At 68.3% G+C, this 25,539-nt stretch carries 20 protein-coding genes; 7 read left to right on the top strand and 13 right to left on the bottom strand.

Annotated elements, in window-relative coordinates; all coding sequences use genetic code 11:
• Positions 1-257 precede the first annotated feature (257 nt).
• Complete coding sequence (locus tag NUW50_RS15505; RefSeq protein ID WP_258290040.1) at positions 258-1,739, top strand: mannose-1-phosphate guanylyltransferase/mannose-6-phosphate isomerase; 1,482 nt, start codon at positions 258-260, stop codon at positions 1,737-1,739.
• Between the two features lie 146 nt (positions 1,740-1,885).
• On the opposite strand, the gene NUW50_RS15500 is transcribed toward NUW50_RS15505, so the two are convergent.
• The 6 genes from NUW50_RS15500 to NUW50_RS15475 form a co-directional block, all read right to left on the bottom strand.
• Positions 1,886-2,104 carry a formate dehydrogenase subunit delta gene (locus tag NUW50_RS15500; protein WP_258290039.1) on the bottom strand — a complete coding sequence of 73 codons (219 nt, stop codon included), beginning with the start codon at positions 2,102-2,104 and terminating at the stop codon, positions 1,886-1,888.
• Positions 2,094-2,927, bottom strand: coding sequence for a formate dehydrogenase accessory sulfurtransferase FdhD (fdhD, locus tag NUW50_RS15495; RefSeq protein ID WP_258290038.1), 834 nt, complete (start codon positions 2,925-2,927; stop codon positions 2,094-2,096). The genes NUW50_RS15500 and fdhD overlap by 11 nt, the downstream gene beginning before the upstream one ends.
• Before the next feature lie 4 nt (positions 2,928-2,931).
• The gene (gene fdhF, locus NUW50_RS15490; RefSeq protein ID WP_258290037.1) at positions 2,932-5,835 is read right to left on the bottom strand and encodes a formate dehydrogenase subunit alpha; all 2,904 of its coding nucleotides are present in this window, start codon (positions 5,833-5,835) and stop codon (positions 2,932-2,934) included.
• A 124-nt stretch (positions 5,836-5,959) separates the two neighbouring features.
• The gene (locus tag NUW50_RS15485; protein WP_258290036.1) at positions 5,960-7,486 is read right to left on the bottom strand and encodes an NADH-ubiquinone oxidoreductase-F iron-sulfur binding region domain-containing protein; all 1,527 of its coding nucleotides are present in this window, start codon (positions 7,484-7,486) and stop codon (positions 5,960-5,962) included.
• Positions 7,483-7,968, bottom strand: coding sequence for a formate dehydrogenase subunit gamma (locus NUW50_RS15480; RefSeq protein ID WP_258290035.1), 486 nt, complete (start codon positions 7,966-7,968; stop codon positions 7,483-7,485). Before NUW50_RS15480 ends, NUW50_RS15485 begins: the two co-directional genes overlap by 4 nt.
• Positions 7,969-8,142: 174 nt before the next feature.
• Entirely contained in the window at positions 8,143-9,021 is an 879-nt protein-coding gene (locus NUW50_RS15475; protein ID WP_258290034.1) for a LysR family transcriptional regulator, read from the bottom strand.
• 148 nt (positions 9,022-9,169) lie between these two features.
• On the opposite strand from NUW50_RS15475, the gene NUW50_RS15470 reads away from it, so the two are divergent.
• The 3 genes from NUW50_RS15470 to NUW50_RS15460 all read left to right on the top strand — a co-directional run bounded on the left by NUW50_RS15470 (position 9,170) and on the right by NUW50_RS15460 (position 12,752).
• Positions 9,170-10,111 carry a TAXI family TRAP transporter solute-binding subunit gene (locus tag NUW50_RS15470; RefSeq protein WP_258290162.1) on the top strand — a complete coding sequence of 314 codons (942 nt, stop codon included), beginning with the start codon at positions 9,170-9,172 and terminating at the stop codon, positions 10,109-10,111.
• Between the two features lie 98 nt (positions 10,112-10,209).
• Positions 10,210-12,393: a TRAP transporter permease gene (locus NUW50_RS15465; RefSeq protein WP_258290033.1), complete on the top strand. Its 2,184-nt coding sequence runs from the start codon at positions 10,210-10,212 to the stop codon at positions 12,391-12,393.
• Positions 12,390-12,752, top strand: coding sequence for a DUF1850 domain-containing protein (locus tag NUW50_RS15460; RefSeq protein ID WP_258290032.1), 363 nt, complete (start codon positions 12,390-12,392; stop codon positions 12,750-12,752). Before NUW50_RS15465 ends, NUW50_RS15460 begins: the two co-directional genes overlap by 4 nt.
• A 169-nt stretch (positions 12,753-12,921) precedes the next feature.
• Here the strand turns inward: NUW50_RS15460 and NUW50_RS15455 are convergent, their stop codons facing one another.
• The 5 genes from NUW50_RS15455 to sciP all read right to left on the bottom strand — a co-directional run bounded on the left by NUW50_RS15455 (position 12,922) and on the right by sciP (position 18,736).
• Positions 12,922-13,044 carry a hypothetical protein gene (locus NUW50_RS15455; protein WP_258290031.1) on the bottom strand — a complete coding sequence of 41 codons (123 nt, stop codon included), beginning with the start codon at positions 13,042-13,044 and terminating at the stop codon, positions 12,922-12,924.
• A 100-nt stretch (positions 13,045-13,144) separates the two neighbouring features.
• Complete coding sequence (gene recG / locus NUW50_RS15450) at positions 13,145-15,229, bottom strand: ATP-dependent DNA helicase RecG (protein ID WP_258290030.1); 2,085 nt, start codon at positions 15,227-15,229, stop codon at positions 13,145-13,147.
• Positions 15,226-17,520, bottom strand: a complete 2,295-nt coding sequence (ligA, locus tag NUW50_RS15445) for an NAD-dependent DNA ligase LigA (RefSeq protein ID WP_258290029.1) — start codon at positions 17,518-17,520, stop codon at positions 15,226-15,228. The genes recG and ligA overlap by 4 nt, the downstream gene beginning before the upstream one ends.
• Positions 17,521-17,652: 132 nt before the next feature.
• Entirely contained in the window at positions 17,653-18,363 is a 711-nt protein-coding gene (ctrA, locus tag NUW50_RS15440) for a response regulator transcription factor CtrA (RefSeq protein ID WP_258290028.1), read from the bottom strand.
• A gap of 94 nt (positions 18,364-18,457) precedes the next feature.
• Entirely contained in the window at positions 18,458-18,736 is a 279-nt protein-coding gene (sciP, locus tag NUW50_RS15435; protein ID WP_258290027.1) for a CtrA inhibitor SciP, read from the bottom strand.
• A 141-nt stretch (positions 18,737-18,877) separates the two neighbouring features.
• Here sciP and mnmA point away from each other — a divergent pair, with 141 nt between their 5' ends.
• Together mnmA and NUW50_RS15425 are read left to right on the top strand one after the other, a co-directional pair.
• Entirely contained in the window at positions 18,878-20,014 is a 1,137-nt protein-coding gene (mnmA, locus tag NUW50_RS15430; protein ID WP_258290026.1) for a tRNA 2-thiouridine(34) synthase MnmA, read from the top strand.
• 93 nt (positions 20,015-20,107) lie between these two features.
• Positions 20,108-20,710: a nucleotidyltransferase family protein gene (locus tag NUW50_RS15425; protein ID WP_258290025.1), complete on the top strand. Its 603-nt coding sequence runs from the start codon at positions 20,108-20,110 to the stop codon at positions 20,708-20,710.
• A 96-nt stretch (positions 20,711-20,806) separates the two neighbouring features.
• Here NUW50_RS15425 and NUW50_RS15420 read toward each other — a convergent pair whose 3' ends face one another.
• Positions 20,807-23,350 carry a penicillin-binding protein 1A gene (locus tag NUW50_RS15420; RefSeq protein ID WP_258290024.1) on the bottom strand — a complete coding sequence of 848 codons (2,544 nt, stop codon included), beginning with the start codon at positions 23,348-23,350 and terminating at the stop codon, positions 20,807-20,809.
• A gap of 156 nt (positions 23,351-23,506) precedes the next feature.
• Here NUW50_RS15420 and NUW50_RS15415 point away from each other — a divergent pair, with 156 nt between their 5' ends.
• Positions 23,507-24,187: a class I SAM-dependent methyltransferase gene (locus tag NUW50_RS15415; protein WP_258290023.1), complete on the top strand. Its 681-nt coding sequence runs from the start codon at positions 23,507-23,509 to the stop codon at positions 24,185-24,187.
• A 50-nt stretch (positions 24,188-24,237) separates the two neighbouring features.
• Here NUW50_RS15415 and NUW50_RS15410 read toward each other — a convergent pair whose 3' ends face one another.
• On the bottom strand, positions 24,238-25,470 hold the full coding sequence (locus tag NUW50_RS15410) for an N-acetylmuramoyl-L-alanine amidase (RefSeq protein ID WP_258290022.1): 1,233 nt from the start codon (positions 25,468-25,470) through the stop codon (positions 24,238-24,240).
• Positions 25,471-25,539 lie beyond the last annotated feature (69 nt).

Genomic DNA, 25,539 nt, shown 5'->3' with positions numbered 1-25,539 from the left:
CGGGCACCCGGCCCTGTTCTTCGGCGGGCTGGGTCCGGTTCACCCCGTCTTCGGACGTGAACGGGAGGGATGCAATGCCGATCTGTCCCGGCGGCATCGCCGGAATTTCGTCCCGCCCCGCAAGGCACTGCCCTGCCCGATCCCGTCCGCCGCACTTGTGCAAGGCATCCCGGAGGCGCTAGCCTGCCCCCGACCGTCGGGGACAGGCCAAGCCCCAGGCCCGACGACCAAATGCCCGATCCTGGATGGGACCCGAGATGCACGAACGACCGGCCAGGCAATCCGACACCGCGGCCCCCATCCGCCAGACCGTCAGCCCGGTCCTGCTCTGCGGCGGCTCCGGCACCCGGCTCTGGCCCTTGTCGCGCAAGGGTTTCCCCAAGCAGTTCGTCCCGCTGGTCGGTGACGAGACCCTGTTCCAGGCCTCGGCGCGGCGCCTCGCCGGAACGATGTTCGCGCCCCCCACCGTCGTCACCGGTTCGGACTACCGCTTCATCGTCACCCAGCAGCTTGCCGCCATCGGCATCGACCCCGGCGCCGTGATGATCGAACCCTCGGGCCGCAACACCGGCCCGGCGGTCCTGGCGGCGGCGCTGCATCTGGCCGCCAGCGACCCCGATGCGGTGCTGCTGATCGCGCCCTCGGATCATGTCATGACCGACGCCGACAGCTTCCGAAGCGCCATCGCCGCGGGAATCGACGCGGTGGCCGAAGGCCGGATCGTCACCTTCGGGATCGTGCCCGACCGCCCCGAGACCGGCTATGGCTACCTGGAACTGGCCCGCCCGCCCGAGGGCGAGACCGTCCTGCCCCTGACCCGTTTCGTCGAGAAGCCCGATGCCGCCACCGCTGCCAGGATGCTGGCGGCAGGGAACTATCTCTGGAACGCCGGGATTTTCCTCGCCTCGGCCCGGTCCCTGATCGCCGCCTTCGATACCCATGCGCCGCGGATGGCCGCATCGGTGCGCGAGGCCCTCGACGGCGCCCGGGCCGATCTGGGATTCCTGCGCCTGGCCCCCGGACCCTGGGACGAGATCGACGGGCTTTCCATCGACTATGCGGTGATGGAGCGCGCCGACAATCTCTCGGTGGTGCCCTATCACGGCGGCTGGTCGGACCTCGGCGGCTGGGACGCGGTGGCCGAAGAGATGGGCGCCGATGCGGCGGGCAATGCCAGCGCCGGCCCGGTGACCGCGATCGACTGCACCGGCAGCCTGTTCCGCTCGGAAAGCGACGGGCTGGAACTGGTCGGCATCGGGCTCGACAATGTCATCGCCGTGGCCACGCCCGACGCGGTGCTGGTCGCCGACCGCTCCCGCGCCCAGGACGTGAAACGCGCCGTCGAGCTGCTCAAGGCCCGCGGCGCCAAGCAGGCCGAGAGCTTCGCCACCGACCACCGGCCCTGGGGCTGGTTCGAGACCCTGGCCCTGAGCGAGCGGTTCCAGGTCAAGCGGATCGTGGTGCATCCGGGTGCCACGCTCAGCCTGCAAAGTCACCACCACCGCTCGGAGCACTGGATCGTGGTGCAGGGCACCGCCCGGGTCACGGTGGGCGAGGAGGTGAGCCTGGTCAGCGAGAACCAGTCGGTCTATGTCCCGCTCGGCGTCAAGCACCGGATGGAGAACCCCGGCAAACTGCCGATGGTGCTGATCGAGGTGCAGACCGGCAGCTATCTGGGGGAAGACGACATCATCCGCTACGAGGATGTCTATGCCCGCGGCCAGGGTGCCAGGGGCTGAGGCCCCGGGCAGCCGCAGGCCGGCTTTACCTTGCAAATATCCTCGGGGGTGAATGGGCCGCAGGCCCAGAGGGGGCAGACCGCCCCCTGCCCGGTCGCCGGCCACGCAGCCCCTTCGCCGCGACCCTCACCCGGGTCCGGGTCGGGTCAGGCAGCGGCGGGGCGGATCAGCGGGGCCGCCTCCAGGACCAGCGGACGGAACCCCTCGGCGCCGCTCTCGACCATCTCCAGGAACTGGCGCCGCATCCGCGGCTCCCAGAAATCGTTGACATGGCCGGCAAAGCCCGCGACCCCCTCGTCATGCGGCTTGGATTCCATGAACCGGGCAATCTGGTTGGCCATATGGATCAGCTTTTCAGGCGACATGGCTCTGACCTCTCGGTGCGGCCGGGACGATCCGGCCGGGATGGGTGAATATCTCGAAACTCTCGGCCCGCGCCAGACCGATCACCGTCAGCCCCGCCGCCTCGGCCAGCGTCAGCGCCGCGCCGGTCGGCGCCGAGACCGCGATCAGCACCGGGGCGCCGATCCGGCAGGCCTTCTGCACCAGATCGACCGAGACCCGGCTGGTCATCACCACCACGCCCGAGTTTCCCGCCAGTCCCTGCGCCAGCAGCCCGCCGGCCAGCTTGTCGAGCGCATTGTGCCGGCCGACATCCTCGCGCGCCAGGACCAGCCCGCCGCCCTGCCCCGCATCGGGCCGCCAGAACCCCGCCGCATGGACCGAGCGCGCCAGGTCGTGCAGCGGCTGATGCCGCGGCAGATCGGCCACCGCCTGCCGCACCTGATCCGCGGTCAGGGTCAGATCGCCCGAGACCGGCGTGGCGGGCCGCAGCGCCTGGTCCAGCGACTCGATCCCGCAGAGCCCGCAGCCCACCGGCCCCGCGCCGTTGCGCCGCCGCTCGGCCAGCCGCGCCGCATCCGCCTCGGGCAGCCAGATCTGCAGGTCGATGCCCAGGGCGGTCTCGACCGGGGTGATGCTTTCGATCCGGGCCGGATCGGCGATGCCCTCGGTCAGGGTGAAGCCGCGCGCGAAATCCTCCAGATCACCCGGAGAGGCCATCATCACCGCCTGGGTGCCGCCGTTGTAGCTCAGCGCAACCGCCACCTCTTCCGGCAGCACCCGGCTGGCGCCGGCCATCCCCCCGGCCGTCACCCGGCTGACCGGATGCGCCGCAACCGCCTTCATCGCGTCACTCCGCCGCCGGCAGGATGCGCCGCGCCGCCGCCCTTTTCGCGGCATAATCCTCCTGCCAGTCGCTGGGCCCGTTCGAGGGTGAGACCTGCACCGCCGTCACCTTGTATTCCGGACAGTTCGTCGCCCAGTCGGAGTAATCGGTGGTGACGACATTGGCCTGGGTGTCGGGATGGTGGAAGGTCGTGTAGACCACCCCCGGCGAGACCCTCTCGGTCACCTGGGCGCGCAGCGTGGTGTCGCCGGAGCGCGAGGCCAGCTTGACCAGGTCGCCATCCTTGATGCCGCGCTGCTCGGCGTCATGCGGATGGATCTCCAGCACATCCTGATCGTGCCAGACCACATTCGCGGTGCGCCGGGTCTGGGCCCCGACATTGTACTGGCTGAGAATCCGCCCGGTGGTCAGCAGCAGCGGGAAACGCGGCCCGGTCTTCTCGTCGGTGGCCACGTATTCGGTGCGGATGAACCGGCCCTTGCCGCGCACGAAGCCATCGACATGCATCACCGGCGTGCCCTCGGGGTGGTCCTCGTTGCAGGGCCATTGCAGCGAGCCCAGGGCGTCGATCTTGTCATAGGTCACGCCGGCGAAGCTGGGCGTCGTCGCCGCGATTTCCGCCATGATCTCCGAAGGATGGCTGTAGTTCCAGTCGCCGCCCATGGCATTGGCCAGCATCTGGGTGATCTCCCAGTCGGCATAGCCGTTGCGCGGCTGCATGACCTTGCGCACCATGTTGATCCGGCGCTCGGCATTGGTGAAGGTGCCGTCCTTCTCCAGGAAGGTCGATCCCGGCAGGAAGACATGCGCGTAATTGGCGGTCTCGTTCAGGAACAGGTCATGCACGATCACGCAGTCCATCGCCGCCAGCCCTGCCGCCACATGCTTGGTGTCGGGATCGGATTGCAGGATGTCCTCGCCCTGGCAATAGAGCCCGCGGAAGGTCCCCTCGACGGCGGCGTCCAGCATGTTGTTGATCCTCAGCCCCGGCTCGGCGTCGATCTCGACGCCCCAGGCCTTCTCGAAGATCGCCCGCACCTCGGGCAGTTTCACATGCCGATAGCCCGGCAATTCATGCGGGAAGCTCCCCATGTCGCAGGAGCCCTGGACGTTGTTCTGACCGCGCAGCGGGTTCACCCCGACCCCGGGCCGGCCGATATTGCCGGTCAGCATCGCCAGATTGGCGATCCCGATCACCGCGGTCGAGCCCTGGCTGTGCTCGGTCACGCCCAGCCCGTAGTAGATCGCGCCATTGCCGCCGGTGGCGTAGAGCCGCGCCGCCGCGCGCAGTTCCGCCGCCGGCACCCCGGTCAGTGCCTCGGTGGCTTCCGGCCCCCGTGCCGGGTCCGACACGAATTCGGCGTAATCCTGAAATTCATCCCAATCACAACGGGTTCTGATGAATTCCTCATCCATCAATCCCTCGGTCACGATGACATGCGCCAGCGCCGTCACCACCGCCACATTGGTTCCCGGCCGCAGCGCCAGATGATGCGCCGCCTCGACATGGGTCGAGCGCACGAGATCGATCTTCCGGGGATCGATGACGATCACCCTGGCGCCTTCCCGCAGCCGCTTCTTCATCCGGCTGGCAAAGACCGGATGCGCGTCGGTCGGGTTGGCGCCGATCACGATGATCACATCCGAATGCTCGACCGAATCGAAATCCTGGGTGCCGGCGCTGGTGCCGAAGGTCTGCCCCAGGCCATAGCCGGTCGGCGAATGGCAGACCCGGGCACAGGTATCGGTATTGTTGTTGCGGAACACCGCCCGCGCCAGTTTCTGGACCAGGAAGGTCTCTTCGTTGGTGCAGCGTGAAGATGTAATGACTCCAATGCTTTGCCGCCCATAGTTCATCTGGATGTCGCGCAGTTTCCCGGCCGCGAACGCCAGAGCCTCCTGCCAGGAGACCTCGCGCCACGGGTCGCTGGTCCTGTCGCGGATCATCGGGTTCAGGATCCGGTCGCGGTGGCTGGCATAGCCCCAGGCGAAGCGGCCCTTGACGCAGCTGTGGCCCCGGTTGGCCTTGCCATCCTTCCAGGGCACCATCCGGACCAGCTGATCGCCGCGCATCTCGGCCTTGAAATTGCAGCCGACCCCGCAATAGGCGCAGGTGGTGACGATCGCGCGTTCCGGCGTGCCGATCTCGATCACCGAATTCTCCTGCAGCGTCGCGGTCGGACAGGCCTGCACGCAGGCGCCGCAACTCACGCAATCCGAGGCCAGCGCGTCATCTGTCCTGGCCCCGAAGGAGACCCGGCTGTCCCAGCCCTTGCCCTCGATCGTCAGCGCGAAAGTGCCCTGCACCTCCTCGCAGGCCCGCACGCAGCGCGAGCAGACGATGCACTTGCTGGGGTCATAGGTGAAATAGGGATTGCTCTCGTCCTTGGGCCGCCACTGCGGATTGGCCGCGCCCGAGTTGTCGCGCGGCCGGAAATGGGTGGTCATCCCGCCGCCCTCGGGCGCCGCATAGCGCACGTCGCGCAGGCCCACGGCCCCGGCCATGTCCTGCAGTTCGCAATCGCCATTGGCCGCACAGGTCAGGCAGTCGAGCGGATGATCCGAGATATAGAGCTCCATCACGCCGCGCCGCAGCTGCTGGATCTTCGGGGTCTGGGTATGGACCACCATGCCTTCGGCCACCGGCGTGGTGCAGGAGGACGGGGTGCCGTTGCGCCCCTCGATCTCGACCAGGCAGAGCCGGCAGGAACCGAAGGCCTCGACCGAATCGGTGGCGCAGAGCTTCGGCACCTGGATCCCGGCCTCCGAAGCCGCCCGCATCACGCTTGTGCCTTCCGGCACCGTCACCGGAAAGCCGTCAACCGTCAGCGTCACCATGTTCGTCGATCGCGCTTCCGGCGTGCCGTGGTCGCGTTCTTCGCCATAGGGAATCACAAAGTCCTTCATCGCGCGCCCTTCCGATTCCTGCCCATCTTTGGGTTGAAAATACTCCGGGGAGCGCGAGGAGCTGGCCCCTCGCCCCGGCTCGCCCGCGCCATGCCGGCGCCGAATCCGTCGCCCATCCCGCCGCTCATTCCGCCGCCTCCCGCGCCGCCGGGAAATCGCCCGGGAAATGCCGCAGCGCCGAGAGCACCGGATAAGGCGTGAAACCGCCAAGCGCGCAGAGCGACCCGGCCTTCATCGTGGCGCAGAGGTCCTCCAGCAGCGCCACCGCCGAACTGTCCCCGGCCGCGATCCGGTCCACCGTCTCGACCCCGCGCACCGCGCCGATCCGGCAGGGCGTGCATTTGCCGCAGCTCTCGATGGCGCAGAATTCCAGCGCGAAACGGGCCTGCGCCAGCATGTCGGCGCTGTCGTCGAAGACCACGATCCCGGCATGGCCAATCAGCCCGTCCAGCGCGGTGTAGTCCTCGTATCCGAAAGGCGTGTCGAACAGCGCGGGCGGGAAATAGGCGCCCAGCGGACCGCCGACCTGCACCGCCTTCACCGGCCGGCCGCTGGCGGTGCCGCCGCCGATCTCGTTGACGATCTCGCCCAGGGTGACACCGAAGGCGATCTCGAACAGCCCGCCGCGTTTCACGTTCCCGGCGATCTGCAGGGGCATGGTGCCGCGCGACCGCTGATGGCCATGCGCCTGATAGGCCGCCGCGCCCTCGGCCAGCACATAGGGCACCGTCGCCAGCGAGATCACGTTGTTGACCACCGTCGGCCGTCCGAACAACCCTTCCAGCGCCGGCAGCGGCGGCTTGGCGCGGACCACCGCCCGCTTGCCTTCCAGCGAGTTGAGCAGCGAGGTTTCCTCGCCGCAGACATAGGCCCCGGCACCGACCCGCAGTTCGATGTCGAACCCCGGCCCCCGGCCCAGCAGCGACGGCCCGAGCAACCCGGCCTCCCGCGCGATCGGCAGCGCCGCCGCGAAGACCTCGATCGCGTCGGGATATTCCGAGCGCAGATAGACAAAGCCCTTCTCCGCCCCGCAGGCCAGGCCGGCAATCGCCATGCCCTCGATCAGCGCGAACGGATCGCCCTCGATCAGCATCCGGTCGGCGAAAGTGCCGGAATCGCCCTCGTCGGCATTGCAGACGATGTATTTCCGGTCGGCCCGCGCCTCTGCCACCGTCTTCCACTTGATGCCGGTGGGGAACCCGGCCCCGCCCCGGCCCCGCAGGCCCGAGGCGGTCACTTCCTCGACGATTTCCGCCGCCGGCAGGTCCAGCGCCCGGCGCAGCCCGGCCAGCCCGCCATGCGCCTCGTAGTCTTCGAGACTCAGCGGATCGGTCACCCCGACCCGGGCGAAGGTCAGCCGGGTCTGGCGCTTCATCCAGTCGAGTTCCTCGGTCGGCCCCAGGGCCTTGGGATGCGCCGCCGGGTCGTCGAACAGCGCGGCCACGTCGCCGGCCCCCATCGGGCCGAAGGCCAGCCGCCCGGCATCGCTTTCGATCTCGACCAGAGGTTCCAGCCAGACCATCCCGCGCGAGCCGTTGCGGATCAGGTCCACCGTCACGCCGCGGGCCTCCGCCTCGCGCAGCACCGCCGCCGCCACCGCCTCGGCGCCCAGGGCCTTTGCCGCGGCATCGCGTGGCACGTAAACCTTCATTGTCCCGCCTCCGCGCCCAGCATCGCCTCGATCCCCTCGGCATCGGCCCGGCCCACCAGTTCGCCGTCGATCATCGCCGCCGGACCGCAGGCGCAGAGCCCGAGACAGAAGACCGGCTCCAGCGTCACCCGCCCGTCGGACGAGGTTTCGTGCCAGCCGATTCCCAGATCGCCCTGCACCTGCGCCGCCAGCGCCTCGGCGCCCATCGCCTGGCAGGCCTCGGCCCGGCAGAGCTTCACCACATGGCGCCCGGCCGGGGCGCTCCGGAAATCGTGATAGAAGGAGGCGACGCCATGCACCTCGGCCCGGCCCAGGTTCAGCGCATCGGCGATCATCGGCACCGCGGCCTCGGGGAGATGGCCGAAAGCCGCCTGAACCTCGTGCAGGATCGGCAGCAACGGCCCTTCGAGCCCGGCATGGCGCGCACAGATCTCGGCAACGGCTTCCGCGAGTGGTTCGGGCGGGCTGGCATTGGCTGGCATGGCGTCTCCTTGGCTGGCAGGCGCACCATAGGCCCTTGAGCCGACACATCAATTTCCGACTTCCGTCAGTCGATAGACAAAGCCTATCGCGAGCCGCCGCCGCCCTGCCATCGCCGAAACGACGCCCGAAGGGCAAAGCCCGACCTCCGTGGCGGGCCGGTGCGGCGCCCTAGCCTAGCCTGCCATTGCCCGGGCCTGCGCGATCAGCGCCGCCAGCGCCGGGGTATGCGGATCACGCGGCGCGACGATCAGCCCGACGGTCGCGGCATTGCCCCCCTCTATCGGCACCGCGGCGACCGCGGCGGTGGCGGTCAGGATTTCGGCCAGCTTGTTCGGCACCACCGAGGCCCAGCGTCCGGTCAGCACATGGCCCAACAGCGCCATATAGGAATTCGATTCGACCATCGGCATCGGCGCCACCCCGGCTTCGCTCAGGTTCCGGTCCACGATCCGCCGGTTCTGCATGTCGCGGGTCAGCAGGCAGAGAGGCAGATCGCCCAGCTCGGCCCAGCCGATCGACTCGCGCGCGGCCCGCTCGTCGCCCGCCGCCACCAGCAGGCAGTAGCTCTCGGCAAACAGCGGCACCGCCTCGCGCCGGGCCGTGGCGGCGGCGTCGAGATAGGTGATCCCGGCGTCGATCAGGTTGTCATCGACCTGGTCGAGAATCTCCGCCGAAGTCCGCGACATGATCTGAAACCGCACCCCGGGATGCCGGTCGAAGAAGGGTGCGACCAGATCGGCCACCATCGGCAGCGCGGTCGGTACCACGCCCAGCCGCAGGTCTCCGGTCAGCACATCGCGCGCCGCCCGCATCTCGTCGCGCAGCGCCCGCGCATCGGCGATCAGCGACAGGGCCCGGACATAGGCCCGCTCGCCCTCGACCGTCAGCCCCTGGAACCGCGAGCCGCGATGCACCAGCTGCACGCCCAGACTTTCCTCCAGCGCCTTCAACGCCGAGGACAGAGTCGGTTGCGTCACCCCGATCCGCTCGGCGGCGCGGCCAAAGTGCCGCTCCTGCGCCAGCGCCACGAACATTTCCAGCCGGTCGATCATGCCCCAGTTTCGATCGGCCGGGGTCCGGGAACAAGCCCAATTGCCCGATCTCTACAAGAATGCTTGAGCCTGCCGCCGCAACCCGTAACATCCCCGTGACCCCGCCCGAAATGCGGGGAGAACATGGGAGATTCAAGACTTGGCATACATTCGCAATTTCCTCGCCGCAGCGGCGGCCGGCGCGACGATGATCGCGGCCCCGCTGACGGCCTCGGCGCAAGATTTCATCAACGTTCTCACGGGCGGCACCTCGGGCGTCTATTACCCGCTGGGCGTGGGGCTGGCGAAAATCTACGCCGACAACATCCCTGACATCCAGACCCAGGTGCAATCGACCAAGGCCTCGGTCGAGAACCTGAATCTGCTGCAACAGGGCAAGGGCGAGATCGCGCTGGCCCTTGGCGATTCGGTGAAACTGGCCGCCGAAGGCGATGCCGAAGCCGGCTTCAAGGCGCCGCTGGACAAGCTGCGCGGAATTGCCGCTGTCTATCCGAACTACATCCAGATCGTCGCCTCGAAGGAAAGCGGCATCAAGACCTTCGCCGATCTCAAGGGCAAGTCGCTTTCGGTCGGCGCACCGAAATCGGGCACCGAGCTGAACGCGCGCAAGATCTTCGCCGCAGCGGGGATGAGCTATGACGACCTGTCCAAGACCGAATACCTGCCGTTCGGGGAATCGGTCGAACTGATCAAGAACCGGCAGCTGGACGCGACCCTGCAATCGGCCGGGCTCGGCGTTGCCTCGCTGAAGGACCTGTCGTCCTCGATGGACGTGGTGATCGTCTCGGTCCCCGCCGAGGTCGTCGAGAAGCTGGGGGCGCCCTATATCGCCGCGACGATCCCCGCCGGCACCTATGAAGGCCAGACCGAGGATGTCAGCACCGTGGCGGTGGTCAACTTCCTGGTCACCCATTCGGATGTCTCGGACGAGATCGCCTATCAGATGACCAAGCTGCTGTTCGAGAACCTGCCGGAACTGGAAGCGGCGCATAAGGCGGCGACCCAGATCAAGCTCGAGAATGCGCTGAACGGGATGCCGATCCCGCTGCATCCGGGTGCCGAGAAATACTACAAGGAAATGGGCATGTAAGGCCGGGGCCGGGCCTGATGGCACGGCCTGCCTGATACCGAACCGACGCGGGCGACCCTTTCGGGGGTCGCCCGCTCCCCCTCTACCGGAGTCCCGACATGAGCCATACCGCTGCGGAACCGACCGAAGCGCCCGCCGAACTCGGCGCACATGAGCCGTTGGGCGAAGCCTTCGCCCTGGGCCGCACAGGCAGGCTCCTGTTCTGGATCGCGGTCACATTCTCGATCTTCCAGATCGCGCTGGCCGCACATCTGATCGACGGAATCGGCCGGCTGATCGAGCTGATCCTCGACTATACCTATATCTCGACGCTGCTGCCGGGGCTGCAGGCCTCGGTCTCGACCGCGCTCAGCGACCTGTCGTCGAGCCAGGTCCAGCGTGCGCTGCACCTCGGCTTTCTGGGATTGCTGGGCTTTCCGCTGATCATGCTGGCGCGGCGGCGCTCGATGCCCTGGAAGGTCATGGGCTGGATCATGGCAGGTCTGGCGGTCACCGTGGCGCTCTACCAATGGCACGAATATCGCGGCCTGATCTTCCGCGCCGGAGACCCCTTGCCGCGCGACATCGTGGTCGGGGTCATTGCGCTGGTGGTGGTCTTCGCCTCGGCCTGGGTGCTGATGGGTCCGGCGCTGCCGATCATCGCGGGCATCTTCCTGGCCTATGCGCTGTTCGGCCAGCACCTGCCGCGACCGCTGAACCACCGTGGCTACGACTTCAGCCAGATCATCGACCACATGGCCTATGGGACCGAAGGGATTTACGGCATTCCTATATATGTCTCAAGTACTTATATCTTTCTCTTCATCCTGTTCGGCTCGTTCCTGGAACGCGCCGGAATGATCAAGCTGTTCACCGATGTCTCGCTGGGCATGGTCGGGCACCGCACCGGCGGCGCCGCCAAGGTCTCGGTGATCTCCTCGGGGCTGATGGGCACGATTTCCGGCAGCGGCGTCGCCAATGTCGTCACCACCGGCCAGTTCACGATCCCGCTGATGAAGAGCTTCGGCTATCGGCCCGCCTTCGCCGGCGGCGTCGAGGCGACCTCATCCATGGGCGGTCAGATCATGCCCCCGGTGATGGGCGCCGTCGCCTTCATCATGGCCGAGACGCTGGACGTCGAGTATCTCGAGGTCGTCAAGGCGGCCCTGATCCCGGCGATCCTCTACTTCGCCTCGGCCTTCTGGATGGTGCATCTGGAAGCCGGGCGCCGCGGCCTGCGCGGCATGGCGGAGTCGGAACTCCCCTCGCCCCGCAAGGCGTTGCGCGAGGGCTGGTTCCTGCTGCTGCCGCTGGCGGTGCTCGTCTATCTGCTGTTCTCGGGATACACGCCGCTGTTTGCCGGCACCGTGGGGCTGTCCCTGACGGTGATGCTGATCCTCGGCGGCACGGTGGCGCTCGGCCTGCCCAATGCGGTGGTGCGCAGCGTGTTCTGGGTCGGTCTCGGGCTGATCGCCGCGGCCTTCTTCGAATGGGGAATCGGGCCGGTGGTGGTGACCATCCTGCTGCTGGTCGGCTGGAACGCCTTTTCCGAGGGCGGCCGCAAGACCCTGGCCCTGTCGCGCGACTCGCTGGCCGAGGGCGCCGCGACCGCGCTTCCGGTCGGGATCGCCTGCGCCCTGGTCGGGGTCATCATCGGCACCATGACCCTGACCGGCGCCGCCAATACCTTCGGCCAGTTCATCGTCTCGATCGGGCAATCCTCGCTGTTCCTGTCGCTGGTCCTGACCATGCTCACCTGCATCGTGCTGGGCATGGGGATTCCCACGATCCCGAACTACATCATCACCTCGTCGATCGCCGGTCCGGCGCTGCTGCACCTGGGCGTGCCGCTGATCGTCAGCCACATGTTCGTGTTCTACTTCGGCATCCTGGCCGATCTGACCCCCCCGGTGGCGCTGGCCTGTTTCGCCGCGGCGCCGATCGCGCGGGAATCCGGGCTGAAGATCTCCTTCGAGGCGGTCAAGGTCGCCGCCGCCGGCTTCGTCATCCCCTACATGGCGGTCTATACCCCGGCGCTGATGATGCAGGACGGCGGGCCGCTGGCCTCGGCCATCGGCTATGCGCCGGCGGTCGCTTATATCGTCTTCAAGACGCTGCTTGCGATCGGTCTCTGGGGCGTGGCGGTGATCGGCTGGCTCGGGGTGCTGCTGGGCTGGCCGTTGCGCTTCCTGGGCATGGCGGCTGCCTTCACCCTGGTCGCCGCGCTGCCGATGACCGACGAGATCGGCTTTGCCCTGACCGCCGTCTTCTTCCTGCTGATGTGGCTGCAGGTCCGGCGATGAGTTCCTGCCTGCTGATCGGCGCCACGGCGCTGGCCCTGGCGCAGGGCAGCTTCTCGCTGAGCTGGGAGCATTCGGTGGAAAAGATCGAATGGCGCGAGACCTGGGAAGTTCTGCCCGAGGGGCTGCACCTGACCCAGGCCGCCGTCAAGGGTTCGGGCGCCGGGATGGACCCGGGCGAGGGCGCGGTTCTGCGCGACGGCTGGTGGGTCTGGACGCCCGACCTGGCGCCGGTGCCGCAGCTGGTGCTCGCGGCTTCGGGCGCGACGCGGGGCGGCTGGACGCTCTGCGCCGACGGGGCCTGCCGGGTCATCGGGGCCGAGGCCGGCGCGCCGCTGGTTCTGGCGCCCTGCCCCGGCTGAACCCCGGACAAAAAAACCGCCGCGCGTCAGGGACGGCGGCGGAAGTCGTGCAGCACCAATGGGACAGGGCCGGCAGGGGTGGACAGGACCCCGGGGATGGGCGCGCGCCCTGGGGTGGGGCAGACCGCGCCGGCCGGCAGAATGGGCCGCAGGCAGGAAAGGGATGAGATCAGAGTAGTCCGGGCAGATGCAGCGCCCCGAACAGCATCACGGCCAGCGCCGCGACGCCAAGGGCATCTTCCAGAAGGGTCTCGGACGAGCGGGCGACGAGCGCCTTGAGTTCGGTCAGCATGGGCGGAACCTCTTTGGGTTTGTTCCCGTAGTGTTCTCACATCTCGGCGGCGCTGTAAAGAACTTAATGAGAACCTAACAGGAACACCCGAGAACACGCCCTAGCCGACCGAGATCAGCCGGATCGCCTTGTCCTGTTCCATCAGCCACAGCAGGACCCGCGCCGCCTGTCCCCGCTCTCCGGTCAGGTCGGGATCCTCGGCGAGCAGTTTGCGGGCATCGGTCTGCGCCAGAGCCATCAATGCCGATTGCCGTTCCAGGTCGGCGATTCGGAACTTCGGCAGGCCGGATTGCGCCACCCCGATCAGGTCGCCGGCGCCGCGCATCGCCAGGTCTTCCTCGGCGATCCGGAACCCGTCCTCGGTATCCCGCAGAACCTCCAGCCGCCGCTGGCCGGCCTCGGTCAGGTTGCCGTAGAGCATCAGGCAGGTCGAGGCCGCCGCGCCGCGCCCGACCCGGCCACGCAGCTGGTGCAGCTGCGCCAGGCCGAAGGTCTCGGCCCCCTCGATCACCATGATCGAGGCATTGGGCACATTGACCCCGACCTCGATCACCGTGGTCGCCACCAGGACCTTGGTCTTGCCGGCATTGAAATCGGCCATCGCCCGATCCTTCTCGGCCGCCGGCAGTTGCCCATGCACCAGCCCGACAACGCCCTCGCCCAGGGCCGCGCGCAACTGCTTGAACCGTTCCTCGGCGGCGGTGAGGTTCATCACCTCGCTTTCCTCGACCAGCGGGCAGACCCAATAGCATTGCCGCCCCTCGGCCACCGCCACCCGCAGCCGCTCGACCACCTCGTCCATCCGCCGGGCCGAGACCAGGACCGTCTTGATCGGTTGCCGCCCGGCCGGCTTCTCGTCCAGCACCGAGACATCCATGTCGCCATATTGCGCCAGCGCCAGGCTGCGCGGAATCGGCGTCGCGGTCATCACCAGAACGTCGGCCGCCGCGCCCTTGGCGCCCAGTTCCATCCGCTGCGCGACGCCGAACCGGTGCTGCTCGTCCACAACCGCCAGCCGCAGGTCCTTGAAGACGACATCCTTCTGGAACACCGCATGGGTTCCGACCAGCACCTGAATCCGGCCCTCGGCCAGGGCGGCCAGCTTCGCCGCCCGTTCGGCGCCCTTGTCGCGGCCGGTCAGCAGTTCCAGCACCACCCCGGCGCTTTCGGCCAACGGCCGCAGCCCCTCCAGATGCTGCCGCGCCAGGATCTCGGTCGGCGCCATCATCACGCCCTGCCCGCCAGCCTCGACCGCCACCAGCAGCGCCGCGAAAGCGACCAGCGTCTTGCCCGAGCCGACATCGCCCTGCAGCAGCCGGCTCATCCGTTCCGGCCGCGCCATGTCCTCGGCGATCTCGCGCATCGCCCGCTCCTGCGCCCCGGTCGGACGATAGGGCAGCGAGGCCAGAACCTTCGATTGCAGCTTGCCGGTCGCCACCGAGGGCCGCCCCTTGGCCCGGCGCAGGCTGGCGCGGGCCAGCGAGAGGGTAAGCTGATGCGCGAAGAGCTCGTCATAGGCCAGACGCTGCCGGGCCGGCGCGGTCGGCGCCAGTTCGGCGGCGCTCAGCGGCGCCTGCGCCGTGGTCACCGCGGCGCGGAACGCGGGCCAGCCCTCACGTGCCCGCAGCGCCGGGTCGATCCATTCCTCCAACTCGGGCACCCGCTCCAGCGCCGCCTGCATCGCCTTGTAGATCACCTTCTGGGTCAGCCCGGCCGCCGCCGGCCAGACCGGTTCGAAGGCCGGCAGGTCGCGGGCCTCCTCCGGTCGCAGGATATGGTCGGGATGGACGATCTGCGGAATGCCGTCGAAGAAATCGAGCTTGCCCGAGACCACCCGCTTCTGCCCGGTCGGCAATTGCTCGGCCAGCCATTCGGGATGCGCCGAGAAGAACACCAGGTGAAAGGTCGTGCCGCCGCCCTCGACCACCACCCGATAGGGCCGGCCCCGCGTCGCGGGCTTCTGATGCCGGCCCACCGTGACCTCGACCGTCGCGACCTCGCCGGCCTTCATCCCCTGCAGGCTGGTCCGCAGGCTGCGGTCGTGCCCGGTATAGGGCAATGTCAGGATCAGGTCGCGCGGCCTTGTGATCGACATGGTCTCGAAGGCCTTGGCCGATTTCGGCCCGACCCCGGGCAGGGTTTCGATCCCGGCGAACAGCGGGAAGAGGACCGCGGGGCGGCTCATGCCGGGCCGGCCGGGGCCTGCCCGATCAGGGCCAGCCAGCCATCCTCGTCGATCATCTCGATGCCAAGCGTCCTGGCCTGTTTCGCCTTCGACCCTGCCCCCGGCCCGGCGACCACGAGGTCGGTCCGGGCGCTGACGCTGCCGGCGACCTTGGCGCCCAGCGATTCGGCCCTTGCCTTGGCCTCGGCCCGGGTCATCTTTTCAAGACTGCCGGTAAAGACCACGGTCTTGCCCGCCACCGGGCTGTCGGCGGCCGCGCAGCGTTCCACCGGCTGCGGGTCAAGCTCGGCCACCAGCCGGTCGATCGCATCGCGTTCCGGGCCGGGCTGGAAGGCGGTGACCAGCGACAGTGCCGCCACGGCGCCGAAGCCGTCGATGCCGATCAGGTCATCCCAGGCGGCACGGGCGCCGGGAGGCAATTGCGGATCGGCGGCCCAGAGCTGATCCTCGGTTTCCTTCAGACGGGCCCTGCGGCCCTCTGCCGCCGCCTTCTGCCGTTCCTCGGCCAGGGCGGCCTCGATCCGGGCATAGCGCCGCGCCGCCGGCCGCGCCGCGTCCACCGCCGCCAGCAGACCCTGCCAGTCGCCGAAATGCCGCGCCAGATCGGCCGAGGCGACCTCTCCCAGATGCCGGACACCAAGCCCGAAGATCAGGCGGGACAATGGGATTTTCCGCTTTTCCTCAATCGCTTGCCAGAGGTTCTTCACGCTTGTCTCGCCCCAACCCATGCGCTTGGCGAGTTTCGTCAGATTGGCGGCGTCGCGGGCCTGAAGGGTGAAGATATCCGCCGGTTCCTTCACCGGCAGGTCCGGATCGTTGTAGAAAGCCTCGATCTGCCGCGCCCCCAGACCTTCGATGTCGAAGGCGCCGCGGCTGACGAAATGTTTCAGCTTTTCAATCGCTTGCGCCGGGCAGATCAGACCCCCGGTGCAGCGGCGGATGGCATCGCCCGGCTCGCGGATCGCGGGCGAGTGGCAGATCGGGCATTCCGTCGGGAAGACATAGGGTTGCGCTCCCTCCGGGCGTTTCGACAGGTCCACATCGGCGACCTTGGGGATCACATCCCCGGCGCGGTAGACCTGCACCCAGTCGCCCTCGCGGATGTCCTTGCCGCCCCGGATCTGCTCGCCCGAGGAGGAGCGGCCGGCGATGTAATCCTCGTTGTGCAGGGTGGCGTTAGAGACCACCACGCCGCCCACCGTGACCGGCGCCAGACGGGCGACCGGCGAGAGCGCACCGGTGCGGCCGACCTGAATCTCGATCTTCTCCAGCCGGGTCCAGGCCAGTTCCGCCGGGAACTTGTGGGCGATCGCCCATCGCGGCGTGGTCGAGCGAAACCCGAGCCTGCGTTGCAGCGCCAGGTCATCGACCTTGTAGACCACCCCGTCGATATCATAGCCCAGCGTGGCGCGTTGCGCCTCGATCCGGCGGTAATGGGCCAGCATCTCCTCCGGGCCATCGCAGAGGGCCGTCAGCTCATTCGTCTGGAATCCCAAAACCTTGAGACGCGCAATTGCTGCGGATTGCGTGTCGGCCAGCGGCTCGGACAGCTCACCCCAGGCATAGGCGAAGAAGCGCAGCGGCCGGGATCGGGTGATCGCGGGGTCGAGCTGGCGCAGGCTGCCGGCGGCGGCATTGCGCGGGTTTGCAAAGGGCTTGTCTCCCGCCGCCTCGGCGCGGGCATTCAGCGCCGCGAAATCGGCATGGCTCATGTAGACCTCGCCGCGCACCTCCAGCACCTCGGGCGCGCCGGTCAGCTCTTGCGGAATATCGGCGATGGTGCGGGCATTGGCGGTGACATTCTCGCCGGTTTCGCCATCGCCTCGGGTCGCCGCCTGCACCAGCCGGCCGTTTTCGTAGCGGAGCGACAGCGACAGGCCGTCGATCTTGGGTTCGGCGGTATAGGCGACCGGCGCAGAGCCGAGGTTCAGGAAGCTGCGGACCTGGCTGTCGAAGTCCCGCACATCCTCATCGGCGAAGGCATTCGAGAGCGACAGCATCGGCACCCGGTGCCGCAGCTTGCCGAAGGCCCCCGAAGGCGCCGCGCCGACCTGTTCGGACGGGCTGTCGGGCCGCTTCAGTGCCGGGAACCGCGCCTCGATCTCCTGGTTGCGCCGCTTCAACGCATCGTATTCGGCATCGCTGATCTCGGGCGCGTCCTCGCCGTGATAGGCCTGGTTGGCCTCGGCCAGAACCTGCGCCAGACGTGCCAGTTCCGCCGCCGCCGCGGCCTGATCCAGAACCTCGACCGCAGGCAGGTCGGGTGTCGCTTTGCTCTGATCGCCGGTCATCGGGTCCGCTCCGGGGTCGCCTGTCCGCAAGATTACTGATCTTGAGGAATAGGAGGCGGCCCTGACGAGGTCCAGTGCCGGCTTGCGCAAAGCGGCGCGGCCGGGAGCCTTCCCGGCGTCGTGGCGCCCGCGTCAGGCGCCGATGGCGACCTTTTCGTCGTATTGCGGTTCCGGGTTGCGCAGCACATAGCCGCGGCCCCAGACCGTCTCGATATGGCTTTCGCCCCCGGTCGCGGCCGCCAGCTTCTTGCGCAGCTTGCAGATGAAGACGTCGATGATCTTCAGCTCCGGCTCGTCCATGCCGCCATAGAGATGGTTCAGGAACATCTCCTTGGTCAGCGTGGTGCCCTTCCGCAGGCTCAGCAATTCCAGCATCTGATATTCCTTGCCGGTCAGATGCACCGGTTTGCCGCCGACCATGACCGTCTTGGCATCGAGATTGACCTCGATCTCGCCGGTCTTGATGATGGATTGGGCATGGCCTTTCGAGCGCCGGATGATCGCATGAATTCGTGCAACCAGTTCTTCGCGATGAAAAGGCTTGGTCAAATAGTCGTCGGCGCCGAAGCCAAATCCCTTTAGCTTGCTTTCGGTATCTCCCTCACCCGACAGGATCAGGATCGGCGTATCGACCCGGGCCATCCGCAATTGCCGCAGGACTTCGTGCCCATTCATGTCAGGAAGATTAATATCAAGCAATATCAAGTCGTAGTCATAGAGCTTGGCCAGGTCGATTCCCTCTTCGCCAAGGTCCGTGCAATAGACGTTCAGATTGGCATGGGTCAGCATCAATTCGATGCTGCGCGATGTCGTCGGATCGTCTTCTACCAGCAGAACGCGCATATCTCTTATCCCTTCTCGCGGCGAACTCCGGCTTAACCATCCGCGCCAATGGTTAATTTCCTCTTACCTTAACCGCAGATCGGGCTGAATCAACTCAGAGTGCCCTATAGGATTGCAATCGCGTCGCCTTTAACGCCTTTTCTCCATGTTTTGCGACGGCGCGGCACCAGCTGTCGATCTCCTCGTCGGTCAGATCATAGAGCGCCATCGCCTCGGCCCGCGAGATCAGCCCGGCGTTCAGCGCCCGCACCACGGCGCCCTTGCGGCTGGCGACCCAGCGGCGGGTCTCGGCCGCGGGCAGGTCCGCCCGGGTCATGACACTGCCGTCCGGCAGGGTGACGGCGCGGGGGCCCTGAACTTTGCGCAGATACATCTCCACCTCCGATACGGTCCGGGCCGGAGAATGGCGGATCGGGCTTAATGGCCCGTGAAGCCGCAGCTTGCGAATGACTGGCATTTGCCTATATTCCTTTGCGCTTGGGAAAGCGCGGACTGGAAAGGCAGGGACCGGGTCATGGCAGACGGTGGATATCGGCTGAATTCGCTGGGCTTTGCCAAGAGCCCGGCCGAAACACGGGTGGTGGTCGCCATGTCGGGCGGCGTGGATTCGTCCGTGGTGGCGGCGGAACTGGCGACCGAGGGCTATGATGTCGTCGGCGTGACCCTGCAGCTCTACGATCACGGCGCCGCCCTGGCCAAGAAAGGCGCCTGCTGCGCCGGGCTCGACATCCACGACGCGCGGCGGGTGGCCGAGACCATGGGCTTTCCGCATTACGTCCTGGACTACGAGAACATCTTCCGCGAGGCGGTGATCGACGAATTCGCCGACAGCTATCTCGGCGGCGCCACCCCGGTGCCCTGCATCCGCTGCAACGAGCGGGTGAAGTTCAAGGATCTGCTGGCGACAGCGCGCGATCTCGATGCCGATTGCATGGCGACCGGGCATTACATCCGCCGCTTCGAAGGGGCCGAGGGGCCGGAACTGCACATGGCCGCCGACGCGGCCCGCGACCAGAGCTATTTCCTGTTCTCGACCACGCCCGAGCAGCTGGCCTATCTGCGGTTTCCGCTGGGCGGGCTGACCTCGAAGGCCGAAACACGGGCGCTGGCCGCCAAGCATGGCCTGCCGGTGGCCGACAAGCCCGACAGCCAGGACATATGCTTCGTGCCGAACGGCGATTATGCCTCGGTGATCGAGAAGCTGCGCCCCGGCGCCGCCGATCCGGGCGAGATCGTCCATGCCGACGGCAGGGTGCTGGGCCGCCACGAAGGCGTCATCCGCTATACCGTCGGCCAGCGCCGCGGGATCGGGATCGGCGGGCTGGAGGAACCGCTCTATGTGGTCAAGCTCGATGTCGAGGGACGCCGGGTGATCGTCGGCCCGAAGGAGATGCTCGCGGTCCGCCGGGTGCCGCTGGCCGAAGTGAACTGGCTGGGCGACGGCGATTTCGAGGCTGGCGAACACGCGGTGCGGGTCCGGGTCCGCTCGACCCGGGCGCCGGTCGAGGCGCGGCTGCTGCCGACCGGACCGCGCAGCGCCACGGTGGAGCTGCTGACCCCCGAGGAAGGCGTCAGCCCCGGTCAGGCCTGCGTCTTCTATGCGCCCGAAGGCAGCCGCGTTCTGGGCGGCGGCTGGATCACCAAGGGCTGATGGCAAGGGCCCGTATCCGGCCCGGCCGCGTTCCGGGCGGCGCCGGCAGACGCCTCCGGCGGGAGTATTTCAGACCCGAAGATGGCCCCGGCGATGTGTGATCTGGTACTTCTCCTGCTGGCCGCCGGGCAGTCGCGCCGGATGCGGGGCGAGGACAAGCTCCTGCAAGAGGTCGAGGCGATGCCGCTGCTGCGCCGCCAGGCGCTGGCGGCGCTGGACACCGGGGTCCCGGTGCTGGTGGCCCTGCCGCCAGGGGGATCGGAGCTGGCCGCCCGGCGCCGCGCGGCGCTGGACGGGCTGGAGATCACCGAGGTCGCGGTCGCCGATGCCGACAAGGGCATGGGCCACTCGCTGGCTGCCGCAGCCCGGGCGGCGCCGGAGGGGGCCGGGCTGATCGTGCTGAATGCCGACATGCCCGGAATCGGCGCCACCGAGCTTCAGGCGCTGATCACCGCCCGCGGCACCGCCCCCGAGCGGATCTGGCGCGGCGCCGACAGTGCCGGCCGGGCCGGCCATCCGGTTCTGTTCCCGGCGCGGCTGCGGCCCGAGCTGGCCGGGCTCACCGGCGACCGGGGCGCCAAGGCGCTGATTGCCCGCGAAGGGGCGATCCTGGTGCCCCTGCCCGGTGATGCCGCAACGCTGGACCTGGACACGCCCGAGGACTGGGCCGCCTTCCGGGCCCGCGGCACGGGCTGACCCGCCCCGGACGAGGCACCGGCCCCGGGGGGACGCCCGGGAGCATGTCCCTAAGATTTCACGCCGCCGCTTGCCTGCCCAGTCGGCCGGGCCGGTCTAATACAATCCGCCGGCCGAAAGCGAGCCGTAGCTGGCCTTTTCTTTCGGTATCACCGCGGTCCCGCCCGAGGACGTATCGACCTCGGACATGCCGCCATCGCCCTCGCCGGGCAGGATCAGCGGCAGGTTCACCCCCATGGCGAAGCCGCCGTCGAAGGCGATCCCGAACAGCGGATCCTCGCCGTCGCGGAAATACTCCGCCACCACGTTCGGCCCCGAGGCGTCATCCGGCAGCCGCGCCCCAGTGAAACGGTCGATCTTGATGAAGCGCCCGCCCGGCGGCACTTCGAACTTGCCACCGCCATAGGTCTTGACCGCCTTGCTCATGAACTGCTGGAACACCGGCGCGCAGACCCCGCCGCCCGAGGCATGCGGCATCGCCCGGGGCCGGTCATAACCGATGTAGCAGCCCGCCACGATGTTCGAGGTGAAGCCGATGAACCAGACATCCTTGGCATCGTTGGTGGTGCCGGTCTTGCCGGCCACCGGCACCGGCAGGTTGATGCGTCCCGCCGCGGTGCCGCGCTGGACCACGCCCTGCAGCATCGAGGTCAGCTGATAGGCGGTGATCGCGTTGATCATCCGCTCGCGGTTCGAGGTGATCCGCGGCCCCAGCCCGGGCGCGAGAGAGGCGCTCTGGCAATCCTCGCAGACCCTCTGGTCGTGGCGATAGATCGTCTTGCCCCAACGGTCCTGCACCCGGTCGACCAGCGTCGGTTCGACCCGCTCGCCGCCATTGGCGAACATCGCATAGGCCGAGACCATCTTGAACAGGGTGGTCTCGTCCGAGCCGAGCGACGCCGCCAGCACCTGGTTCATGTGGTCGTAGACGCCGAATTTCTCGGCATAGGAGGCGATCGTGGACATGCCGACCTCCTGCGCCAGCCGGATCGTCATCAGGTTCCGCGATTGCTCGATCCCGATCCGCAGCGGCGCCGGGCCGTAATAGCTGTTGCCGGCGTTCTGCGGCCGCCAGATGCCCTGCGGCGTGTGCACCTCGATCGGGGCGTCGATGATGATCGTCGCCGGGGTGAAGCCCGAATCCAGCGCCGCCGCATAGACGAAGGGCTTGAAGGTCGAACCGGGCTGCCGTGTCGCCTGGGTGGCGCGGTTGAAGACCGAGTTCTGATAGGAGAACCCGCCCTGCATCGCGATCACCCGGCCGGTCTCGACATCCATCGCCATGAACCCGCCCTGCACTTCCGGGATCTGCCGCAGGGTCCAGCGGATGAAGGAGCCGTCGGAATCCCGGGTCATGGCGCGGACATGCACCACGTCGCCGACCGAGAGCAGATCACCGGCCTTCTTGGCCCGCGGACCCAGATGCCCGTCGGCCTGTTTCTTGCGCGCCCAGGTGACATCCTTGGCGAGGATGTAATGCCCGTCCGCATCCTCGGGCACGCCCTCGATGCCGATCCGCGCCGACGACCCCTCGATCGCCAGCACCACGGCCGGGTGCCAGCCCTCGATGTCGCGGGCGATCCTCACCTTGGCCAAGGCCGCGCGCCAGTGTTCCTCGGTATCCAGCTTCTCGGGCGCGATCACCTTGCCGGTGCCGCGCCAGATGCCGAGGTTGCGGTCGAATTTCTCCAGCCCCGCCCGCAACGCCCGGGCGGCCTCCTTCTGCATGTCGGGCACCACGGTGGCGCGGATGGTCAGCCCGCCGCCGAAGAACTCGTCCTCGCCGAAGTCGCGGCTCAGCTGGCGCCGGATCTCGTCGGTGAAATAGTCGCGCGGCGGCAGCTTGGCGCGATATGCCTCGTAGTCGCCGTTCTGCACCGAGCGCAGCGGCGAGGCCACGGCGGCATCATAGGTCGCCTTGTCGATATAGCCGTTCTGCAGCATCTCGCGCAGCACGTAGTTGCGCCGCTGCGTCAGTCGCTTCTTGGCGCGCACCGGATGGTATTCCGACGGCGCCTGCGGCAGCGAGGCCAGCGTCGCGGCCTCGGCCGCGTCCAGCTCGTCCAGGGACTTGTTGAAATAGGTCTGCGCCGCGGCCTGCACGCCATAGGAATTCTGGCCCAGAAAAATCTCGTTCAGATAGAGTTCCAGGATCTTCGGCTTGCTCAGGGTCTGTTCCAGCCGCGAGGCCAGAATCAGTTCCTTGACCTTGCGCTCGGCAGACCGGTCCGAGGACAGCAGGAAGTTCTTCATCACCTGCTGGGTGATGGTCGAGGCGCCACGCAGCCGCTTGCCCTGCACCGCGTCCAGAAAGGCCGACAGCATGCCGCGCGGGTCATAGCCGTGATGGGTCCAGAAGTTCTTGTCCTCGGCCGAGACGAAGGCGTTCTGCACCAGCGGCGGAATGTCCTCGATCGGGGTGAACAGCCGGCGTTCATTGGCGAATTCGTCGATGATCTGGCCTTCGCCGGAATAGATCCGGCTGATCGTCGGCGGCGAATACTGGGCCAGGCTCTCATGGCTGGGCAGATCCCGGCTGTACATCCAGAAGATCGCCCCCAGCCCCAGTGCCGAGGCCAGCAAGCCCATGGTGATCAGCGTGAAAAGGCCGCCGATGGTGGAAAGAATGAACCGGATCAATGCTCTGCCCCAAAGGGATATTTGAGGTTCAGATATACACCCCGCACCGGGGAGGGTCAAAACACATATCCGCCGCCGGCGGGGCTTCGCCGTCACGTCGCATCACGCTTTGGCGAGCGCTTGCGCATGCCGGCCGGCACGGTCAGGCTGCCCCTCATGCGCCCCCGACCACAGGATATTCCCGGCACCTATCACCGCCAGGCGACGGCCTTTGCCGAGGCCCGGTCGCGCGCGATGCCGGAAGCCGCGCTGCTGGCCGGACTGCCCGGGCACATGGCCGGGCGGCGGGTGCTGGACCTCGGCTGCGGCAGCGGACGGCCCGCCGCGCTCTTCGCCGCCGCCGGCTGCCGGGTGACCGGGATCGACGGCGCCGCGCCGCTGCTGGACAGGTTCCTCGCCGCCCTGCCGGGACACCGGGCGCTTCTCGCCGATCTGCGGCACCTGCCCCGCCGCCCGCCCCTTGCCGGGCGCTTCGACCTGATCCTGATCTGGGATTGCCTGTTTCACCTCGCCCCCGCCGCGCAGCGCCGCCTGCTGGCCGCCCTGCCCCGGCTGGCCGCACCGGGTGCGCTGCTGGTCTTCAACAGCGGTCCCGCCGCCGGCCAGGCGATCGGCATGGTCGGGGAAGAGCCCGTCTGGCATGGCTCGCTGGCCCCGGCACAGTACCGGCGCCTGCTGGCCCGGGCCGGGTTCGTCGTCGAACGGATGCGGCTGCGCGATGCCACGGCCGGCGGGCGCAGCCATTGGCGGGCCCGGTTCGTCGGGCGGTCGGAGTGCAAAGCCCGCCTCCCCCGCACCGGCAAGCTGAAGCGATACGGGCCAAATCTTCGGGGCTGAAATACTCCCGCCGGAGGCGCCCGCCCTGACCGCCCGACCCCGCCGCCCGGCTATTTGCGCACCAGCCGCGCTTCGGCGGCATCGGCCTTGGCCCAGGCCAGAAGCGCGTCGCGGATTCCGGCGGCGGCCCGGGCGCGCCAGGCCGGGTCGGTCAGCCGCTTGCGGTCGCGGGCAGAGCTCAGAAACCCCAGTTCGAGCAGCACCGAGGGGATGTCGGGCGCCTTCAGCACCGAGAAATCGGCCTCGAGCCGCGGCCGCTTGTGCAAGGCGCCGATCGACCGCCGCAGCCCGGCCACCAGCGCATCGGCCAGACGCTCGGACCGGGGCTGGGTCTCGAGCCGCGCCAGATCCATCAGCACCCCGGCGATCACGTCGTCCTGATCGGTCAGATCGACCCCGGCCAGCAGATCCTCGCGGTCGTGCCGCTCGGCCAGCTTCCGCGAGGCGGAATCGCTGGCATTCTCGGCCAGGGTATAGACCGTGGCGCCATGCGCGACACCCTCGGTCACCGCGTCGGCATGCAGGGACAGGAACACATCCGCCCCGGCGGCGCGAGCGATCGAGACCCGGGCCTCCAGGGGCACGAAACTGTCGTCATGCCGGGTCAGCAGCACCTCGAACCCGGCCCGCAGCAGAACCTCCTGCAGTTCCAGCGCGAAGGTCAGCATCAGCTTCGCCTCGACCTCGCCGCCATGTTCGGCGCCCGGATCGACGCCGCCATGGCCGGGATCGAGCACCACCATCACCGGACGGCTGCCATCCTGGCGGCGGATCGGCGTGGCCGGTGGTCGGGCGTCTTCGGGCAGGGTAAAGCGCGCCGACTCGGGCACCCCGGCAGCGGCGCGGAACGCCTCGGCATCCTGCGGCTCCAGGCTCAGCCCCAGCACCGGGCCGGCGGGCTCCGCCCCGCTCAGCGCCGCCTGCGCGACCTTCATCGGCCCGTCCAGTTCCAGCACCATCCGCGACCATCCCGGCCCCAGCCCGCCGGTCCGCACCGCCAGTACATGCTCCGAGCGGTCGAACGCCTCGGCATCGAACCCGGTCCAGTCCACCTGCGAGAAATCCAGCACCAGCCGCCAGGGATCGGCGAGGGTGAAGAGCCGCCAGGGCACGCCCTGACTCAGCCCCAGCGACAGTTCGACCCCGGCGCCGCGATCCTGCACCACGGCCTGCCCCGGCACCGGGTGCGCCAGCGCGGTCAGCGTCTCGGCACGGCCCGCGCCGGGCAGACCCGCCAGCAGCCCCAGAGCCAGAAGCCAAACCTGCACTCGACCGAGAATCATCGCACCTGCTCTTGCCGCCACCTCTGTCGCAACCGGCGCTGCCGGCCTGCCGGGCCATTGCGCCCAGCC

Origin of the sequence: Frigidibacter sp. ROC022 (assembly GCF_024723735.1) — a bacterium.
GTDB lineage: Bacteria > Pseudomonadota > Alphaproteobacteria > Rhodobacterales > Rhodobacteraceae > SLM-1.
This window is presented reverse-complemented; position numbering and strand designations above follow the sequence as displayed.

Bases quoted from the DNA above. Each gene is read 5' to 3' on its own strand.
- mnmA (WP_258290026.1), top strand. From the start codon at position 18,878: ATGGCAGACGGTGGATATCGGCTGAATTCGCTGGGCTTTGCCAAGAGC.
- NUW50_RS15455 (WP_258290031.1), bottom strand. From the start codon at position 13,044: ATGCTGACCGAACTCAAGGCGCTCGTCGCCCGCTCGTCCGAGACCCTT.
- ctrA (WP_258290028.1), bottom strand. From the start codon at position 18,363: ATGCGCGTTCTGCTGGTAGAAGACGATCCGACGACATCGCGCAGCATC.
- fdhF (WP_258290037.1), bottom strand. From the start codon at position 5,835: ATGAAGGACTTTGTGATTCCCTATGGCGAAGAACGCGACCACGGCACG.
- fdhD (WP_258290038.1), bottom strand. From the start codon at position 2,927: ATGAAGGCGGTTGCGGCGCATCCGGTCAGCCGGGTGACGGCCGGGGGG.
- ligA (WP_258290029.1), bottom strand. From the start codon at position 17,520: ATGACCGGCGATCAGAGCAAAGCGACACCCGACCTGCCTGCGGTCGAG.
- NUW50_RS15475 (WP_258290034.1), bottom strand. From the start codon at position 9,021: ATGATCGACCGGCTGGAAATGTTCGTGGCGCTGGCGCAGGAGCGGCAC.
- NUW50_RS15425 (WP_258290025.1), top strand. From the start codon at position 20,108: ATGTGTGATCTGGTACTTCTCCTGCTGGCCGCCGGGCAGTCGCGCCGG.
- NUW50_RS15505 (WP_258290040.1), top strand. From the start codon at position 258: ATGCACGAACGACCGGCCAGGCAATCCGACACCGCGGCCCCCATCCGC.
- NUW50_RS15460 (WP_258290032.1), top strand. From the start codon at position 12,390: ATGAGTTCCTGCCTGCTGATCGGCGCCACGGCGCTGGCCCTGGCGCAG.
- NUW50_RS15415 (WP_258290023.1), top strand. From the start codon at position 23,507: ATGCGCCCCCGACCACAGGATATTCCCGGCACCTATCACCGCCAGGCG.
- NUW50_RS15485 (WP_258290036.1), bottom strand. From the start codon at position 7,486: ATGAAGGTTTACGTGCCACGCGATGCCGCGGCAAAGGCCCTGGGCGCC.
- NUW50_RS15410 (WP_258290022.1), bottom strand. From the start codon at position 25,470: ATGATTCTCGGTCGAGTGCAGGTTTGGCTTCTGGCTCTGGGGCTGCTG.
- NUW50_RS15500 (WP_258290039.1), bottom strand. From the start codon at position 2,104: ATGTCGCCTGAAAAGCTGATCCATATGGCCAACCAGATTGCCCGGTTC.
- sciP (WP_258290027.1), bottom strand. From the start codon at position 18,736: ATGTATCTGCGCAAAGTTCAGGGCCCCCGCGCCGTCACCCTGCCGGAC.
- NUW50_RS15480 (WP_258290035.1), bottom strand. From the start codon at position 7,968: ATGCCAGCCAATGCCAGCCCGCCCGAACCACTCGCGGAAGCCGTTGCC.
- recG (WP_258290030.1), bottom strand. From the start codon at position 15,229: ATGAGCCGCCCCGCGGTCCTCTTCCCGCTGTTCGCCGGGATCGAAACC.
- NUW50_RS15465 (WP_258290033.1), top strand. From the start codon at position 10,210: ATGAGCCATACCGCTGCGGAACCGACCGAAGCGCCCGCCGAACTCGGC.